Annotated in this window: 17 protein-coding genes and 1 pseudogene; 7 read left to right on the forward strand and 11 right to left on the reverse strand. The window is 64.6% G+C overall.

Features of this window, described 5'->3' with window-relative positions:
- Positions 1-10: 10 nt before the first annotated feature.
- A pseudogene (locus tag OW521_RS12415) lies at positions 11-748 on the forward strand (IclR family transcriptional regulator); the annotation flags it as partial.
- Positions 749-878: 130 nt separating this feature from the next.
- Positions 879-2,066: a 4-hydroxybenzoate 3-monooxygenase gene (locus tag OW521_RS12420; protein WP_268019945.1), complete on the forward strand. Its 1,188-nt coding sequence runs from the start codon at positions 879-881 to the stop codon at positions 2,064-2,066.
- A 93-nt stretch (positions 2,067-2,159) separates the two neighbouring features.
- Here the strand turns inward: OW521_RS12420 and OW521_RS12425 are convergent, their stop codons facing one another.
- The 3 genes from OW521_RS12425 to OW521_RS12435 are packed head-to-tail and all read right to left on the reverse strand — an operon-like array spanning position 2,160 to position 5,690.
- Positions 2,160-3,197, reverse strand: coding sequence for an aldose 1-epimerase family protein (locus OW521_RS12425; RefSeq protein WP_268019946.1), 1,038 nt, complete (start codon positions 3,195-3,197; stop codon positions 2,160-2,162).
- Between the two features lie 11 nt (positions 3,198-3,208).
- The gene (locus tag OW521_RS12430) at positions 3,209-4,435 is read right to left on the reverse strand and encodes an ROK family protein (RefSeq protein ID WP_268019947.1); all 1,227 of its coding nucleotides are present in this window, start codon (positions 4,433-4,435) and stop codon (positions 3,209-3,211) included.
- A complete protein-coding gene (locus OW521_RS12435; protein WP_268019948.1) occupies positions 4,425-5,690 on the reverse strand; it encodes an FAD-binding protein in 1,266 nt (421 codons plus the stop codon). The genes OW521_RS12430 and OW521_RS12435 overlap by 11 nt, the downstream gene beginning before the upstream one ends.
- A gap of 232 nt (positions 5,691-5,922) precedes the next feature.
- Between OW521_RS12435 and xylA the strand changes: the two genes are divergently transcribed.
- Genes xylA through OW521_RS12450 form a run of 3 tightly spaced genes read left to right on the forward strand, consistent with a single transcriptional unit; the run spans position 5,923 to position 9,680 of the window.
- Positions 5,923-7,113: a xylose isomerase gene (xylA, locus tag OW521_RS12440; RefSeq protein WP_268019949.1), complete on the forward strand. Its 1,191-nt coding sequence runs from the start codon at positions 5,923-5,925 to the stop codon at positions 7,111-7,113.
- 4 nt (positions 7,114-7,117) lie between these two features.
- Positions 7,118-8,620 carry a xylulokinase gene (gene xylB, locus OW521_RS12445; protein ID WP_268025857.1) on the forward strand — a complete coding sequence of 501 codons (1,503 nt, stop codon included), beginning with the start codon at positions 7,118-7,120 and terminating at the stop codon, positions 8,618-8,620.
- Entirely contained in the window at positions 8,595-9,680 is a 1,086-nt protein-coding gene (locus OW521_RS12450; RefSeq protein WP_442781153.1) for a Gfo/Idh/MocA family protein, read from the forward strand. The genes xylB and OW521_RS12450 overlap by 26 nt, the downstream gene beginning before the upstream one ends.
- A 114-nt stretch (positions 9,681-9,794) precedes the next feature.
- Here OW521_RS12450 and OW521_RS12455 read toward each other — a convergent pair whose 3' ends face one another.
- The gene (locus OW521_RS12455; protein ID WP_268019950.1) at positions 9,795-10,064 is read right to left on the reverse strand and encodes a type II toxin-antitoxin system RelE family toxin; all 270 of its coding nucleotides are present in this window, start codon (positions 10,062-10,064) and stop codon (positions 9,795-9,797) included.
- Positions 10,061-10,330: a type II toxin-antitoxin system Phd/YefM family antitoxin gene (locus tag OW521_RS12460; protein ID WP_268019951.1), complete on the reverse strand. Its 270-nt coding sequence runs from the start codon at positions 10,328-10,330 to the stop codon at positions 10,061-10,063. The genes OW521_RS12455 and OW521_RS12460 overlap by 4 nt, the downstream gene beginning before the upstream one ends.
- Before the next feature lie 147 nt (positions 10,331-10,477).
- On the opposite strand from OW521_RS12460, the gene OW521_RS12465 reads away from it, so the two are divergent.
- The gene (locus OW521_RS12465; protein ID WP_268019952.1) at positions 10,478-10,606 is read left to right on the forward strand and encodes a hypothetical protein; all 129 of its coding nucleotides are present in this window, start codon (positions 10,478-10,480) and stop codon (positions 10,604-10,606) included.
- A gap of 33 nt (positions 10,607-10,639) precedes the next feature.
- Entirely contained in the window at positions 10,640-11,854 is a 1,215-nt protein-coding gene (locus OW521_RS12470; RefSeq protein WP_268019953.1) for an ROK family transcriptional regulator, read from the forward strand.
- Here OW521_RS12470 and OW521_RS12475 read toward each other — a convergent pair.
- Genes OW521_RS12475 through OW521_RS12500 form a run of 6 tightly spaced genes read right to left on the reverse strand, consistent with a single transcriptional unit; the run spans position 11,836 to position 17,759 of the window.
- Positions 11,836-12,957 (reverse strand): Gfo/Idh/MocA family protein, encoded by a 1,122-nt coding sequence (locus OW521_RS12475; protein WP_268019954.1) that lies wholly within the window; start codon positions 12,955-12,957, stop codon positions 11,836-11,838. The two genes, OW521_RS12470 and OW521_RS12475, sit on opposite strands and share 19 nt — an antisense overlap.
- Complete coding sequence (locus OW521_RS12480; RefSeq protein ID WP_268019955.1) at positions 12,942-13,640, reverse strand: ThuA domain-containing protein; 699 nt, start codon at positions 13,638-13,640, stop codon at positions 12,942-12,944. The genes OW521_RS12475 and OW521_RS12480 overlap by 16 nt, the downstream gene beginning before the upstream one ends.
- Positions 13,641-13,689: 49 nt before the next feature.
- Positions 13,690-14,694, reverse strand: coding sequence for a sugar phosphate isomerase/epimerase family protein (locus OW521_RS12485; RefSeq protein WP_268019956.1), 1,005 nt, complete (start codon positions 14,692-14,694; stop codon positions 13,690-13,692).
- A gap of 11 nt (positions 14,695-14,705) precedes the next feature.
- Positions 14,706-15,899 (reverse strand): Gfo/Idh/MocA family protein, encoded by a 1,194-nt coding sequence (locus tag OW521_RS12490; protein WP_268019957.1) that lies wholly within the window; start codon positions 15,897-15,899, stop codon positions 14,706-14,708.
- Between the two features lie 34 nt (positions 15,900-15,933).
- On the reverse strand, positions 15,934-16,857 hold the full coding sequence (locus tag OW521_RS12495) for a carbohydrate ABC transporter permease (RefSeq protein WP_268019958.1): 924 nt from the start codon (positions 16,855-16,857) through the stop codon (positions 15,934-15,936).
- On the reverse strand, positions 16,857-17,759 hold the full coding sequence (locus OW521_RS12500) for a carbohydrate ABC transporter permease (RefSeq protein ID WP_268019960.1): 903 nt from the start codon (positions 17,757-17,759) through the stop codon (positions 16,857-16,859). The genes OW521_RS12495 and OW521_RS12500 overlap by 1 nt, the downstream gene beginning before the upstream one ends.

Consider the following 17,759-nt stretch of genomic DNA (forward strand, 5'->3'; position numbering starts at 1 on the left):
GATGCGCCCCGTGGCCAACTCCGCGTCCGGTGATTCCGTGGTGGATCGCATCGTCCGGATCATTGAAGCTTTCCCGGAAGGCTCCACGTCCCTGCAGCTTTCCGAACTCGCGGACACCGCCGGTTTGCCGCTCACAACCGCCCATCGCTTGGTCCGCCAACTCTCCGATCACGGGCTCTTGGAACTGGCCAGAGGTGGACATGTCCGCCTGGGCCTGCGGCTGTGGGAACTTGTCAACCGGAATTCCCCTACCTTGGCCCTCCGGCAAGCCGCCTTGCCGTTCATGGAGGACATCCAACAGGTCCTGAACCAGAACGTGAACCTCGCCGTGCTGGACGGCTGGGAGGCGTTGTTCGTTGAGCGGCTGTCCCGCCGGGGATCCGTGGCCAACCGCGCCCGTGTGGCAGGCCGCATGCCCGTTCACATCTCCTCGGCCGGACTCGCGCTGATGGCGAACCAGCCACGCGGGCAACAGGCTGAGTACCTCAAACAGTTCAGCGACCCTGCCGGAAAGGTAACGGCCGACGTCGTCCGTCACCTTTTGGCCGAAACCGCCCAGCACGGGTACGCGCAGCTCGCCGGCGTGGTGGATCCGGACACCTGGGGCATTGCGGTGCCGGTCATGGACGCTAAGCAGCGCACGGTGGCTGCGCTCGGCGTCGTGGTCCCGCTTGCTGAGATGCGCCTCCAGGCGCTGGTGCCCGCGCTGCAGACCGCGGCTCGCGGCATCGGGCGGCAGCTCGGGGAGCAGCGGAAGGCTAAGCTAAATTCCGTTGAACGGAATTTGCCTAACACTGACCATGCGATGGGGGTCACACTGATCAGCAGAACCCGCCGCAGCCCTCAAGCCGCGGTACCGCAATTCAGCGAGGAACACCATGGCACGCAAGATCATCACCACCCAAGTGGCCATCATGGGCGCAGGCCCGGCCGGCCTCATGCTCTCCCACCTTCTGGCAAGGTCGGGGATCGAATCCACCGTCATCGAGGTCCGCAGCCACCAGCAGATCGCCGAAACAGTCCGCGCGGGCATCCTGGAACACGGCTCCGTGAACCTGCTCGTGGAAAGCGGCGCTTCCGACCGCGTACTCCGCGACGGCGACCGGCACGACGGTATCGAACTGCGGTTCAACGGCGAAAGCCACCGCATCGACTTCAAGGAGCTGGTGGGGGAATCGGTCTGGCTATACCCGCAGACCGACGTGTTCCTCGACCTCGCCGCACAGCGAAAGGACGACGGCGGCGACGTCCGGTACAGCGTCACGGACACCACCATCCAGGACCTCGAAGGCAAGCCGAAAGTCTGGTTCACCGACTCAGCGGGTCAGGAGTTCGAGATCCGGGCGGACTTCCTGGTGGGTGCCGACGGATCCCGAAGCCACTGCCGCTTCCAGATCCCGGAAGCGAACCGTAAGTGGTACTTCCACGAATACCCGTTCGCCTGGTTCGGCATCCTGGCACAGGCTCCGCGCAGCTCGGATGAACTGATCTACGCCAACTCGGAGAACGGCTTCGCTCTGATCAGCCAGCGCACGGAGAACGTGCAGCGCATGTACTTCCAGTGCGATCCCAAGGAAAACGTGGCCGATTGGGATGACGAGCGCATCTGGTCCGAATTCCGCAAGCGCGTCAACGGAAACGGCTTTGAACTCAAGGAGGGGCCGGTCCTCGAAAAGATGGTCCTGCCGTTCCGGAGCTTCGTCCACACCCCAATGCGCCACGGGAACCTGTTCCTCGCGGGCGACGCCGCCCACACCGTCCCGCCGACGGGTGCCAAGGGGCTGAACCTGGCTCTCCACGACGTCAAGGTGCTCTTCGAAGGCCTCGAATCCTTCTACTCAAAGGGTTCCAACGCGCTTCTCGAGTCATATAGCGACCGTGCTTTGGAACGCGTCTGGAAGGCCCAGCACTTCTCCTACTGGATGACTTCCATGCTGCACACTGTTCCCGGTTCGGACGACTTCGGCAGGGCGCGCCAGCTCGGCGAGCTCCACTCCGTGGTCGCCTCCCGGCACGCCCGGGCATATTTGGCGGAGTCGTACACGGGCTGGCCGGGGGCGCAGTAACCCCGCCGATTGACCCGCGGCCTGAACGCCTGGCGACACTCCGGATGCTTGGCGCGACCCTGAATGCCTGGCGCGACGGAAATTCGGGTGTCGTCAGGCCTTCGCCGCGTCAGCAAGGGATTTGCGCGTCGCCTGGTACCGGATGCCCCAGCTGGCTTCCCAGACTTCTCCGGGTTCCAGCCAGCGCAGGCCTTCGCCGCTGTTGAAGGCATCGGCGGGTGCCGTCATCGGTTCGACGGCGACTGCGGTCACCATGCCGCCGTGAGTGGCGAACTCCGTAGTGGTGAACGCCTGGACATAACCGAAGGAGGTGTCCATCAACAGCTGTACTTGGCTGCCGTCGGGCGCCTCCAGATAGTGCAGGGAGCTTCCATCGTCTTCGCGGCGGACATCGCCCCAGGCGTCGTCGAGGTCCACGGTGCCAACCACCTGGCCTGTGCGGAAGTCGTTCCGGGTTCCGCTGACGTCCGTTGTGATTCCGCTCGGGTTCAGGCGTTCGTCCGCCTCGATATGCGTATCGGCGTTGATGTAGAGGGTGAGCTCCTCGGTCGGTACGCTGCCCAAGCGGAGAAACGGATGCGCGCCCAGCGCGACCGGCGCGGATCGGTGGCTCATGTTTTCCAAGCGATGCGTGACAAGCAGCCCATGCTCCACGAGCTGGTACCGGACCGACGTCGCCAGCTCAAAGGAGTATCCCGGCTGTGGCGAGATACCGGCGTCGAGCGTGATGCTGTCCGCGGTGTGGGCACTGACGCTGTAGGGAGTGCGCGTCAGCAATCCGTGCAAGGCATTGCCGTTGTCCGGTTCGGTGATGTCGAGTTGCTGGGCAACGCCGTCGTAGCTCCACGTGCCTCCGGCCACCCGGTTCGGCCACGGGACCAGGACCCAGCCAGCGCACCACGGCGGTTGGGCATCGACGGGATAGTCCTGGATGAGGGCCACGCCGTCGACGTCGAGCTCCCGCAAGCTCGCGGCGACTTCCGTCACTACAACGCGCTGGCTGCGGCCGCCGATGCTCGCCGTGAGTTCAAAGTGCTCGCCCATGGGCGACGGTGCGCGGTGACGCGGCGCCTGATTGGGCGCTGCCTGATTGGGCGCTGCATGATTAAGTGAGGGTTCCTGATTCAGCATGGTCGGCCTGACTAAGGAGTAGGAGTAGGGAAGACGCCGGCAGGGTCCGCGAGGAATTGCGTGAAGGCCAGTTCGGCGGCTCCGATCATCATCAGATCCGAGCCGAGGGCAGCTCGGTAGATCTTCACCTGGCCTGCCGGTCCGTCCATGGCCTGGGACCGGAGCAGGTTGTCCAGCGTCCCGGGAGACAGAGCGTGCAGAACGCCAAGGAAGCCATCCAGGACGATCGCTTCCGGGTTGAAAGTGTTTACTGCGTTCCGTAGGGCCAGGCCCAAATACTCGAGCTGGCGTCCGACTTCAGTGGCCACGGCTTCGCTGCTGCTTCCACGAAGCGCTTGCTCGAGTTGGCCCGCATCGCCACCACCCAGGCCGGCGATTTCGAAAAGCGGCGACTGGGAGACCTCGGTTTCAAGGCAGCCCGTGGCGCCACAGTGGCAAGCCTTGCCGGATGAGCGGACAAAGGTGTGTCCGAGTTCCCCTGCGTAGCCCGATGCTCCACGAAGCAATTCCCCGTCAGCGATAATTCCGCCGCCGATGCCGCTGGCTCCTCCGTTGAGGTAGACCAGGTTCTTCTGCCCCGCACCCGCGCCGAACAGGAGTTCACCTTCCGCGCCCAGCGATGCGTCGTTCGCCGCGTGGCATGGGTAGCCGGTGGCCTCGCTAAGCATGCTGGCCACGGGCTCATTGCGCCAGCCCAGGTGCGGCGCGTGCCGCACCACGCCGTCGTCGCGGTTGACGAGCCCAGGCACCGCGATACCTACGCCCATGACCCGATACGAAGTGTCGAGCTCGGACCGCATTCCGGCGATCACGGCGGACGCAATGTTCGCGGCTTCCTTGGCCGTCGGGATCCGCTCGGTGTCGAAACGGATCTTTTTCTGTACCTTCCCACCGAGGCCGACAAGACCGATGGTGACAGCGTCGATCTCCGGGTTGACCGCAAGGGCAGCGATGGATGGCCGCGGATGAACGATGGGGCTGGGCCTGCCCACCTGGGATTCACCCGAGGGCGCCGTCTCATACACCACTTCCAGGCTCACGAGTTGGCCTATCAACGTCCCTACCGTGGACCGGTTTAGGCCGGTGCGTTTGGTCAGCTGGGCGCGGCTGAGCACCCCGTTGTGATGGACCAGGGATGTCAGCAGGGCCAGGTTGTTTCGCCGCGAGGGATCGGGCTCGCTGGCGGTGGCGGGATTTCGGGTGGGGGAGGGCATCATCGCGACAATATCAGCTCCCAAACACCGTGCGTTCCAGGAAGCTGTTGCGGAACTTTCCGGAAGGATCCAGCCGGTCGGCCAGGGCGATGAAGTCGCCGAAGCGGGGGTACAAGGGCGCGACGGCGGCACCACCGGCGTCGAACAGCTTGCCCCAGTGCGGCCTGGCGGCGAACGGGGCCAGTTCCGCTTCGAGCACCGGCAGGATGGCCTCGACCGCCGGCTGGTCCTGGCGCCAGGTGAAGTGCAAACCGATGCCGTCGCGGCCGTAGTTGGCGCTCAGCCAAAGTTGGTCCGCAGCAACCGTCCGGATCTCGCCAACCAGCAGCAGCGGGGTCACCACGTCGGAAAGCCGGCGCACGGTGCGGAGCGCGTCCACGGCGTGCTCCCGGGGGATGAGGTACTCGCTCTGCAGCTCGTCGCCCTGGCTCGGAGTGAATTCCATCTTGAAATGGGCCAGCCTGTCGGACCACGGCCCGGGTATGCCGAGCTGCTGGGTGCAGTTGCTTCCGGAGACGCCGGGAAGGGGATGCCGGGCCTCGGTTGCCGGAGTACCGCCGAAGAAATCTGACGTTTCCGGCGCCGGATGGCTGCTGCGCCTCTTGAGCCACGCCTGGCCGACTGTCTCTCCGCTCCAGTCGGTGAAGAGGCTGACGCTATAGGCGGAAGAGGTTATTTGGTCGAAGTTATCCAGGACGAGATCCCAGCTGAGGTTTTCGAAGACGCTCTGGGCGACGTCGAAGCTTGGTTGGATGTCCAGGGTCAGCTTGGTGACGATGCCGAGTGCGCCGAGCCCCACCACCATGCCGTCAAAGTCGGCGTCGCCGCGGCGCACGGTGAGAATGCTGCCGTCCGCGGTGACAAGTTCAAGGCCCGCGACGGCAGTGGCCAGGTTGCCGTTGGAGTCTCCGGAGCCGTGCGTGGCAGTGGCGACGGCTCCGGCCACGGAAATGTGGGGGAGCGACGCCAGGTTGTGAAGGGCGAAATCTTGACGCTGGAGTTCCGCCGCGAGCGTCCCGTACCGCGTACCACCGCTCACCGTGACGGTCATGTTCGCCGCATCCACGCTGATGCCCGGATCCAGTCGGTCCAGCACAACGAGGGTGCCTGCTGTGTCAGCGATGGAGTTGAAAGAATGCCGCGAACCCAGCGCTCGGATCTGCCGGGCGCTTGCCACCAGCTCCTGGAGTTCCTCCACGCTTGCGGGGTGGGCGATCTGCGGTGCCTGGTAGCTGTAGTTTCTTGCCCAGTTGCGTTCCGCCACCAGCTGATCAGTCACGGTTGAATCCTTCGTTCAGGGGCCTCGATTCAGAGGCCCTCGGCCTTATTTGGGGTTCACAACAACATAACAGCGAGTCGGCCGCCGCGCCAGAACTTTCACGAATTTTCGACCCGGCCGTGCAAAGAGTTTATTGGCGCAAGTGGTTGACATCACACGAATTCGTAATATGTTGGATAGCGAAACAATTAGCCCTAGCGGGCAAAGCCACCCCAACTACCCGGAGCACTCAATGACGATTCAGCCCACCCGTGAAGACAAGTTCTCGTTCGGCCTTTGGACTGTGGGATGGGAGGCGCAGGACCAGTTCGGTTCCGCCACCCGCCCGCCGCTGGACACCGTGGAAGCCATCAACCGGCTCAGCGATCTTGGTGCCTACGGCATCACTTTCCATGACAACGACCTGTTCCCCTTCGGCTGCTCGGCCGCCGACCGCCAGCGTGAAATCGACCGTCTGCAAGGGGCCCTCAAGGCCACAGGGATGATCGTTCCCATGGTCACCACCAACCTGTTCAGCCACCCCGTCTTCAAAGACGGCGGTTTCACGAGCAACGACCGCGGCGTCCGCCGATTCGCGCTGCGCAAGGTGCTGGACAACATCGATCTCGCCGCTGAACTCGGTGCCGAAACCTTTGTCATGTGGGGTGGCCGTGAAGGCAGCGAATACGACGCCGCCAAGGACATCCGCGGCGCCCTGGAACGCTACCGCGAGGCCGTGAACCTGCTGGGCGACTACGTCACGGACAAGGGCTACAACATCCGCTTCGCCATAGAACCGAAGCCGAACGAACCCCGCGGCGACATCCTGCTCCCCACCCTGGGCCACGCCCTGGCATTCATCGAAACCTTGGAACGCCCGGAGCTCGTGGGCATCAACCCCGAAACCGGTCACGAGCAGATGGCGGGACTGAACTTCACACACGGCATCGCCCAGGCCCTGTACCAAGGAAAGCTCTTCCACATCGACCTCAACGGCCAGCGCAGCATCAAGTTCGACCAGGACCTGGTGTTCGGCCACGGTGACCTGCAGAACGCGTTCTCCTTGGTGGACTTGCTCGAAAACGGCGGTCCCGACGGCGGCCCGTCCTACCAGGGCCCGCGCCACTTCGACTACAAGCCCAGTCGCACCGAGGACATCGACGGCGTATGGGACTCTGCAGCCGCAAACATGCAGACCTACCTGCTCCTCAAAGAGCGCGCCAAGGCATTCCGCGCCGACCCCGAGGTGCAGGAAGCCCTCCAGGCATCACGGGTGGCCGAAATCAACGAACCCACCCTGAACCCGGGCGAAGGCTACGAGCAGCTGCGGGCGGACAAGTCCGCCTATGAGGACTTCGACGCCGACGCCTACTTTGGCGGCAAGGGCTTCGGATTCGTCAAGCTCCAGCAGCTCTTCATTGAGCACCTTCTCGGAGCGCGTTGATCTCATGACGCAGGTTGCCGGGGTTGATTCCTCTACTCAAAGCTGCAAAGTGGTGGTCCTCGACGCGGAAAGCGGTGCGCTCATCCGCTCGGGCCGGGCGAGCCACCCGGATGGAACAGAAGTCCATCCGGATGAGTGGTGGCGGGCGCTTTCCGAAGCGTTCGACGACGCCGGCGGCCTCGCCGATGTCAGCGCACTGTCCGTAGGGGGCCAACAGCACGGCATGGTGCTGCTGGACCGCGAAGGCGAGGTTGTTCGGCCGGCGCTGCTGTGGAACGACACGCGCTCGGCCGGGGCCGCCGAGGATCTCATCGCCGAAGTGGGGTCGGAAGACTTCGCACGGCGGACGGGGCTGGTGCCCGTGGCTTCCTTCACCATCACCAAGATCCGGTGGATCAGGGACCACGAACCGGAAAGCATGGCCAGGGTGGCCGCCGTCGCACTTCCCCACGACTGGCTCACATGGCGTCTCCGCGGTTACGGCCCGGCGGGCTCCAGCCCGTTGGGGCCGGACTTGGACGAGCTGACCACTGACCGCTCGGACGCCAGCGGCACCGGCTATTGGAGTCCGCTGACCGGACGCTACGATCTGGACCTGTTCAAACTGGCGTTTGGCCTAGACGCCCGGGAAGCGTCAGGCGGGACAGCGACGGCGGCGCCCGGCGTCGTCCTTCTTCCCCGCGTGCTGGGCCCGGGCGAAACCGCCGGCCGAGTGCACCCGGCGTGTTTCGGCGGCCCCAGCGCGAGCGACGCGTTGGATGGCGGAATCCTGCTCGGTGTCGGGGCGGGAGACAATGCCGCAGCGGCACTGGGCCTCGGAGCCAAACCCGGCGACGTCGTGGTGTCCGTGGGCACCAGCGGCACCGTGTTCGCCGTTGACTCTTCGCCGGGGCATGATGCGAGCGGGACCGTTGCGGGCTTCGCCGATGCCAGTGGGGAGTACCTGCCGATCGCCGTGACGCTGAACGCCGCCCGAGTGCTCAGTTCGGTTGCGGCAGTGCTCGACGTCGACTTTGGCGAGCTTTCCCGGCTCGCTTTGGAGGCCGAACCTGGTGCGGGAGGTGTGGTGCTGGTGCCGTACTTCGAAGGGGAACGGACGCCCAACCTGCCTCATGCGAAGGCCAGTTTCCATGGTCTCAGCATCGCCTCCACCACGCGGCCAAACATCGCGCGGGCGGCCATCGAAGGCATGCTGTGCGGGCTCGCCGGAGGCCTCGACGCGCTGCGTAGCCAAGGCGGCCGTGCGGAGCGGTTGCTGCTGATCGGCGGCGCCGTACAGAATCCGGCCGTGCAGCGGATTGCAGCGCAGGTGTTCGACCTTCCCGTAGTGGTTCCGAGCCCCGGTGAATACGTGGCCCGCGGCGCAGCGGTGCAGGCGGCGTGGGCGCTGGCAGGGCACCGACCGGACTGGCCGGTGGCTGTGGACGCCACGCCCGAGCCGGATTTCCGGGCTTCCATCGCCCAGAACTACCGGAAGGCCAGTGCCTGCATTGATACCGGAAACTGAACCGCTGCTCGTCAGGACACCGCTTCTTGATTCGGCGAACCGGGACCCTGTGCCTGCATCAGGAAGTCCCGTCCGGTGGGGAGTCATTTCCACCGGACGGATCGCCTCCACCGTCGTCAGCGATCTTGCGCTGCTGGCCGACGCCGTTCTGCAGTCCGTAAGTTCCCGGACCCAGGAAAACGCGGAGGCGTTTGCTTCCGAATACGGTTTCCAGAGCGCCTACGGTGACGACGGCGGGCTCCCGGGGTATCAGCGTCTGCTCCAGGACCCCGCGGTGGACGTGGTTTACGTGGCAACGCCGCACACAAGCCATTACGCGGTGGCGAAGGCTGCCCTCGAAGCCGGGAAGCACGTCCTATGTGAGAAGCCGCTGACCATCAACGCCCGGGAAGCGGACGATTTGGTCCGGCTGGCCAAGGATAAGAGCCTGTTCCTGATGGAGGCCGTGTGGACCCGGTTCCTACCCAGCGTGCAACGGGCGGCGGAAATCATCGCATCCGGCGAACTCGGCGAGGTCCGGTGGCTGCAAGCGGACCTCGGATTTCCGGCGCCGCACAATCCGGAATCCCGGCTGTGGAGGCGCGAAGACGGGGGAGGCGCCCTGATGGATGTGGGTGTGTATCCCCTGACCTGGGCGCTGATTAGCCTAGGACGCCCCGACTCGTTGACGGCCACGGCGCACCTCACCGATGGCGGAGTGGATTCCGAGACCGCGCTGACGCTGTCCTATTCCTCCGGTGCCCAGGTCCAGGCCATGACCTCGTTGACCGCGGCAACACCACAGACGGCGACTGTGTCCGGGACCAAGGGGATGCTGCGTTGCAACGCCCCGCTGTTCAACCCGACCGAGCTGACCATCACCTCCGGCTCCGGGGAACAACGGGTGGAGAAATTCACCTTGGCCGGCCATGGCTACACGTACCAGTTGCGGGAAGTGATTCGCTGCCTGCAACAGGGCCTTCTCGAGAGCCCGACCATGCCACTGGCAGATACGTTGGCCACTATGTCCCTGCTGGACGAAGCACGCAGCCAAGCGGGGATCAGCTACCCGGCAGACTAAGGCGGGAGTGGCTTGGCGTGACTTTTTGTCAGAGCCAGCCGATACGGTCTGTCGCATGGACCGTCGCAAGGGGAGTGACTCAAGGTGCTGTACACGTTGGATGATCCGGGGCTGTCAGTCGCCGTAGACCACTGAGCGATGCCCCATCGCTACGGCGACGATCACGAGCTGAGCGTCCTGAATCTCCACGATCACGCGGTAGTCCCCCACCCGGTAACGCCAGAACCCGGCCATGTTGGCTGTTAGCGCCTTCCCCCGGCTCCGCGGGTCATCCAGGGTGCACACCTCATACAGATACGTGAAAACGCGGCGCAGCACGGCCCGGTCGATCTTCCGGGCGGTCTTGTCGAAGTCTGCAGAGGTGTGCAGGCTCCACGGGCTCAAATGCCAAGCTCTTTCCTCAGCTCACCGGCGGGGCGCGAGGGCCGACCGGCCTCAACCCAGGCCTTGACTGCGGCGATGTCCTGGGCCGTCTCGAACGCCTCCAGCGCCTCGGCATCGCCAACGCTGATCACGACGGCGGCCAAGCGGCCGTTGCGGGTCACGCCGATGCGCTCACCGCCGTAGCTCACCCGTCCCACCACATCAGCCAGGTGGTTTCGAAGCTCCCGGGTGCTTACTTCACTGGTCACGGTTTCCATACTCATCATGATACCCCTTTCGTGTACTCTGCGTATGTTGTGTACACGCGTGGGATCCCGCGCCAGAAGCCGATGGATCACGGGTGCTGCACGGACTCGGCTACCCAAGTGTCGTATAGAGCCAAGTCAGCGTGCGCCTCGTCCAAGGCGTGTCATGTGAGCACTCCTGCGCCGGGCCTCTCGGTTCTGGCGCAGGACCGGCGCAAGACCGGCGCCGCCGCCGTAGCCAGCCGCGCGGCACGGGACAAATGGCCACGAACCGCTGATCCGTCGACGATGATGTAAGTCACCCCGTCAAAACCGGATACTGGAGGAATCATGCCCGCCACGCCGTCGCCCGGAAGAGTGGGCGATGTCCGCAGGCAAAACCTGGCCCTTGTTCTCGCCGGGATCCAGGGGCACGGTGGGGCTACGCGCGCCCAACTTGCCGCGGAAAGCGGACTGACCAAGGCCTCCGTTTCAAGCCTCGTAGCCGATCTGCTCGAGTCGGGCCTGGCGCGGGAAGCAAATGTCACGCGCGACGGCGAACGCGGGCGGCCCGGAACCGGGATCGTCCTCAACCCTGCGCGCGGTGCCCTTGCCGCGGAAATCAATGTCGACTACCTCGCGGTAGGAGTCCTGGACTTCACTGGGGAACTCTTGTTCCACGAAACCCTTGAACGGCACAACCGTGGAAGCAAGCCGGCCGACATCCTGCCGCTCCTCATCGCCATGGCGCAGCGGGGAGCAACAAAGGCCTCGGGCGCCGGCGTCGAACTTCTCGGCGGGGAACTGACGGTGCCGGGGTTGGTGGATGCGGAGCGCAGCGTGGTGCTGGCCGCCCCGAACCTTGGCTGGGCCGACGTCGAGCTCTCCGACGAGCTGCCCACGCTCCTGCCGGACGCGCCTTTCGGCGTTTCCCTTTCGAACGAGGCCAACGGTGCCGCGCTCGCAGAACTCTGGTTTGGCCACGGCGCAGATCACGGCAAAAGCGACCGGTTCCGTGACTTCCTATACGTGTCCGGTGAAGTTGGCGTCGGAGGTGGGCTGGTCATAGATTCCCAGCTGTTCGCAGGTCCGCAAGGCCATGCCGGTGAGATCGGGCATGTGGTGGTGAATCCCGACGGTCCGTTGTGCGCCTGCGGTGGCCGAGGTTGCCTTGAGACGTTTGCAGGCCAGGATGCCATATATTCCGCTGCGGGAATAGAGCAGGATTCGAATACGGGGCTCATGGCATATTTGCTGCGCCGCGTTCACGACGGCGATGAGCTCGCGGTTTCAGCGGTGGAACAAGCTGGACGCTATCTCGGAATCGCGGTGGCCTCCACGGCGCGGGTGGCGAACGTCTCCGCCGTCGTGCTGGGCGGGCATTTCGCGGCACTTGAGGAGTGGATCGCTCCAGCACTGCGCCGGAGCCTGGACCACTACGCGCCGGGACTGATCCCGGAAGGGAACATGGCCTTCTCCGGACTGGGGCAGACAGGGGCGCTCATCGGCGCCGCGGCCACCTCAGTCCGGAGAATATTGGGCAACCCTTACAAGCTGATTCCCTGAACCTCTGCGACAGGAGCCGCCAACGCGGTCAGTTCCACCAGGTCCGGCCGGTCTGCCGTGCTTTCGATGGACACCGCGGACCCGCTGTGGGCGGATGCCAGTACGGATTCCATGACTTCCAAGGCATGGAAGGCCAACTGGCCGCCTGCGCGCGGTTCCACGCCGGCAGGGGTGGCAGCGAGGTCGGCGATGCCGAAGCCTCGGCCCGAATCGATGTAGCCGGCCGAGGCCGGCAGCGTCTGCCAGGAGTCGGCGCCGAGCGTGAAGAGTTCAACGTCGCCGTCAAAGTGGTTCGGGTCGGGAACAACAAGGGACCCCGTGGCGCCATGGACCTCGATGTTGGCCGACTTCGTTTTCACGGCGTCGAAGCTCATCACGAGCGTGGACAGTGCGCCGGAGGCATGGACCAGGACTCCGGTGACGTGCGAATCGATGGTGACCGGGATCGATTCGCCCTGGCGCGGTCCTGAGCCGATGGTGCGCGAGTTCCGGGTGTGGCTTGCGGCTCCGATGACCGAGACCACCGGGCCGAGCAGGGTGACGAGGGCGCTGACGTAGTAGGGGCCCATGTCCAGCAGGGGTCCGCCGCCGGGCTGGTAGTAGAAGTCCGGGTTCGGGTGCCAGCGCTCGTGTCCCGGGGTGACCATGGTCGCGGTGGCCGAGATCGGCGCACCGATCAAGCCGTCGTCGATCGCCTTGCGGGCGGTTTGGATCCCGGTACCCAGCACCGTGTCCGGCGCGCAGCCGACCACGACGCCGGCCTCCCGCGCCGCGTCGAGCACTTGCCGTGCCTCGGCGGTAGTTGCCGCGAGGGGCTTCTCCCCATAAATACTCTTGCCGGCGGCGATCGCCCTCAAAGCGATCGGCGCGTGCGCGGCAGGAATGGTGAGGTTCAAGACGAGCTCGACGTCGTCCGCCGCCAGGAGCTCGTCGACCGTGACCGCGCGGACGCCGTCGTAAGAATCCGCGACCGCTTGCGCGCGTGCGGGATCGAGATCGGCGACGGCCACTAGGTCAATCGCTTCCAGTCGTCGGAAATTTGCCAGGTACTGGGCGATGATGGCACCGCAGCCGATGATTCCTACTCTTAACGGCTTGCCCAAAGCATGCCCCTTTCGATGATTGTGCGGACGTTGCTGTCCTGGAGGATTTCCACCCGGTGCCCGGGGGTGCAGACGAAGATCCGGCCTTCGGCCCACTGCCTGGTCCAGATGGCAGGAGAGGTGACCTCCCGGTTCCACTGGTCCCAGTCCCTGACCTTCTGGGTGGTGGTGGCGAGGACGTCGATGTAGTCGTCCGAGAGGACCCAATACTGCTCGGTGACCAACTTAAAGTCGCCGAGACCCTGCGTGATGGGGTGGCTCGCGGCAGCCGGGAGCATGTTCACCGTGTACGGCACGTAGTTGTCGGACTGTTCGCCGATGCGTTCGTCCGGGTGCTTGCCCGGGTGGCAGGCGAATTGGCCGCCGATCATGTGCAGGTAGTCCGAGTTGTTCCGGTAGGAATCGGCGATGCCGCCGTGCCAGCCGGCGAGTCCGGTGCCGTTTTCGACGGCGGTGCGGAGCCCTTCGAATTCGTCCTTCTCGATGGTGGACATGGTCATGCACTGCACGATCAGGTCCACGCCGGACATATATGCCGAATCGGCATATACCTTGGGGGATTCCTCCACCCGGACGTCGTAGCCGTTGTCCTTGAGGAACGGGATAAAGAGTTCTGTGGCCTCGAATGGCTGATGGCCATCCCAGCCGCCACGGACCACCAGGGCGGTCTTCTTGTCAGTCATGGTTTCCTTTGCTTAGAAATACGGCCGGACAGCCGAGAAATACAGGTGGTCAGCGGCTTGAGAAGGCCGCGTCGAACGCGGCGACCGGCGGGGCGATAGCGGCGAGTTCCCGGACCATGGCCAAGGATTGCGGTGCCCCCAGGAGCCGGTCCATGCCCGCGTCTTCCCACTCGACGCTGGTTGGCCCGTCGTAGCCGATGGCGTTTAGGGTGCGGAAGATCGGCTCCCATTTCACGTCTCCGTGGCCTGCGGTGACGAAGTCCCAGCCCCGCCGCGGATCGGCCCACGGCAAGTGGGATCCGAGCCGGCCATTGCGGCCATTGAGCTGGCGGATGGATTCCTTGACGTGCATATGGAAGATCTTCGGCGCGAAATCCTGAAGGAACATCACCGGATCCAGGTCCTGCCAGATGAAGTGGGATGGATCGAAATTCAGCCCGAAGCTCTCCCGGTGGCATACTGCTTCCAACGTGCGCTTCGCGGTCCAGTAGTCGTAGGCGATCTCGGAGGGGTGCACTTCCAAAGCGAAGCGGACCCCCACTTCGTCGAACACGTCGAGAATCGGGTTCCAGCGGTCCGAGAAATCCTGGTAGCCGCGTTCGATCATCGCCTCCGAGGCAGGCGGGAACATGGCCACGGCCTTCCAGATGGAGGAGCCCGTGAATCCCGTGACGGTCTTGACGCCGAGGCGTGCCGCGGCCCGTGCCGTGTCCTTCATGGCCTGTGCGGCGCGTTGGCGCACTCCTTCGGGGTCGCCATTGCCCCAGACCTCATCGGACAGGATGTCCCGGTGGCGTTCATCGATGGGGTCATCACACACCGCTTGGCCGGTGAGGTGGTTGGCGATCGCGAAGACCTTAAGGCCGTTCCTCTCCAGGATGTCCAGGCGTTCCTTGACGTAACCGTCGTCGACGGAAGCACGGTAGGGGTCCAGGTGGTCGCCCCAGCAGGCGATTTCCAGCCCGTCGAAGCCCCACTCGCCCGCGAGCCGTGCGACCTCTTCGAAGGGCAGGTCGGCCCATTGGCCGGTGAATAGTGTGATGGGTCGTTTCATGTGGTTCCCTCCTAGACTTTCTGCCAGCGGCTGGACTCTGCGGCGCTGCCTTCCACGGCGGCCAGCACCTTTTGCACTTGCAATGCATCAGCGAACGACGGCGAGGGCTGCTCGCCTGCCCCGATCGCCGTCACGAGGTCCACCACTTGGTGCGTGAAACCGTGCTCGTAGCCGAGGCCATGGCCCGTAGGCCACCAATTGCCGGCGTAGGGGTGTTCGGGTTCGGTGACGAAGATCCGGCGGAATCCGGCGTCGGGGGATTCTGCGGCGTCATAGAAGGACAAGACGTTCATCTCTTCAAAGTCGAAAGCCAACGACGCTTTGGTGCCATTGACCTCCAGGCGCATGGCGTTCTTGCGTCCCAGGGCGAAGCGCGTCGCCTCGAAAACCCCGACGGCGCCCGGCGAAGTAGCGCCGCCGTCGAACCTTGCGCTGAAAATCGCGGCGTCGTCAACAGTGACTCTGCCGCGGGGCGCATCGGCGCCGACGTCGCCATGGCCGCCGAGGCCCACGAGGTCACCGCCCAGCGGGCGCTCGTGGACGAAGGTTTCCAGGAGGGCGGAGACACCGGTGATCTGCTGCCCGGTGACCCACTGCGCGGCGTCGATGCTGTGCGCTCCAATGTCGCCCAGGGAGCCCGACCCCGACTTCGACTTGTCCAGCCGCCAGGTCATGGGAGCGTTTTCGTCACTGAGCCAGTCCTGCAGGTACTGCGCCCGCACATGCCGGATGGTTCCGAGCCGGCCCTGCTCGACCATCCGTTTGGCCAGGGCCAAAGCTGGCGTGCGACGGTAGCTGAACCCGCACATCGATAAGACTCCGCGTTCGGCCGCGGCCTGCGCGGCTTCGGTCATGCGCTCTGCTTCCGCCACCGAATTGGCCAGCGGCTTTTCGCAGAGCACGTGCTTGCCGGCTTCAAGGGCCGCGATCGCGATCTCGGCATGCGTGTTGCCCGGGGTGCAGATGTCGATCAGGTCGATGTCGTCCCGCTCGAGGAGCCGGCGCCAATCCGTCTCCACGGATCCCCAGCCGAGCTTGCGCGCGGCGGCCCGGACGCCGTCGTCGTTCCGGCCGGAAAGGGCGGTGAGCTGGGGGTCCAGCGGGAGATCGAAGAACCTCGGCGCAGTCCGCCAGGCGTGGGAGTGGGCGGCGCCCATGAACGAGTAGCCGACCATGCCGACGCGCAAGGGCTTTGCGGTAGTCATTGTGTTTCCTTTCGTGCTATTCACAGTGCAGCAGCTACTTGCTGAATCCGGCGGTCAGTCCGCTGAGCAGCTGGCGGCGGGCCACAACATAGATCACCAGCAGCGGCAAGGTCGCGAGCACCACCGAAGCCAGCACGGCGGGGATGTTGACGCTGAATTCGCCCTGGAACGTCCACAAGGACAGCGGAAGCACGCGGGTGGACGGGCTTTGGGTCAGGATCAGCGGGAAGAGGAAGCCGTTCCAGACGCCGAGCGCGTTGTAAATGCCGACGGTCACGACGGCGGGCCGCGTCATGGGCAGCGCGAGTCGCCACATCATGGCCCAGTCCGAGCAGCCGTCGAGCCGCATGGACTCGAACAGCTCGTTGGGGACATCCCGCATGAAGTTGCTCAGGATGAGGACCGAAATGGGAATGGCGAACGCGATGGACGGGAGGATCAGCGCCAACAAGGTGTCGTAGAGATGCGCTTTGGTGATCATCCAGTAGATGGGGATGATCGTGGCGTGGAGCGGAATCGCCAGGCCCAGGAGGAACGTGTTGTTTGTCCAAGCCAGGAAGCGGCCCTTACCGCGAACGATCGCGTAGGCAGCCATGAACGAGACGAAGAGTGCCGGCACAACGCTGCCCACTGTGACGATCAGGCTGTTGACGAAGTACATCGCGAAGTCGTTCTCGAGCACCAGCTTGTAGTTGTCCAGCGTCGGCTCGCTTGGCGGCATCATCGGGTTCGAGGTAAAGAAGCCTGCCTGGTTCTTCAGGCTGGTGACCACGACGTAGTAGATAGGAACGATGATGACCGCCAGCCACAACCAACCGCCCAAGCCGCCCAGATAGTTAGGACGGAAGCGTCCTGGTCCCTTGGTCCGTTTTGACCGGGGGCCATGCTTGTGGTCTTGCTTGTCGCTTAGCGCGGCGCGCCTTGCCGGAGGTACGGGAAGTTGGGTTGTGGAAGCCATCAGGCACCTTCCAATTGGCTTGCGTTGCGGTTCTTGCCACCGAGTCTTTGCAGGATCAGGGCCAGCGCAAGGCCGATCACCACGAGGATGACGCCCAGGGCACTGGCAGCTCCCATGTCGTTCGCCTTGAAGCCCGTCAGGTACATGTGCAGCGGCAGCAGCCGCGTGGCGTACCCGGGTCCGCCGCCCGTGAGGACGAAGACGAGGTCGAAGTAGGCCAGCGAGCCGACCACCATGAGGGTGGAGGACGTGATGATGGTGTACTTCAACTGGGGCAAGGTGATGGCGAAGAACTGTTGCATGCGTCCTGCACCGTCAATTTGGGCCGCTTCGTAGAGCGACGCCGGGATCTGGCGTACGCCGCCTTGGTAGATGAGCGTGTGGAACGGGACGAACTGCCAGGCGATGACAAAGACGACCACGAAAAGCACCAGATCCGAGTTGCCGAGCCAGTCCTGGGCAAGGAACGGAAGGCCCAAGCCCGGGCCAAGGCCGAAGTTCGGGTCCAACAGGGCCTTGTACGCGATGGCGACGGCAGCCGAGGAAAGCAGCAGCGGCACGAAGTACAAGACCGCGAGGGCTGCGCGGTATTTCTGGGAAGCGGACGTGAACACGCCCAGCAGTAGGCTGATGGGCGCCTGGACGATGAACGAGAAGAACATGATCTTGGCGGTGACCAACAGCGCGTTACCGGTGACGGGATCGGTTAGGACCGTGGTCCAGCTCGACAAGCCGTCCAGCTTGATTTCGCCCAGCCCATCCCATTTGGTGAAGCTCAGGAAGAGCACGCCAAGGAGCGGGAGGATGGCGAACAGGAGGAAGAAAACGAGGGCTGGTGCGGCCAGCCACCCCGACGGGCCCTTTTCAAGGACCCGCCGGGAAGAACCGGTTGAGATGGACAC

It is taken from the genome of Arthrobacter sp. MMS18-M83 (assembly GCF_026683955.1).
Lineage (GTDB): Bacteria > Actinomycetota > Actinomycetes > Actinomycetales > Micrococcaceae > Arthrobacter.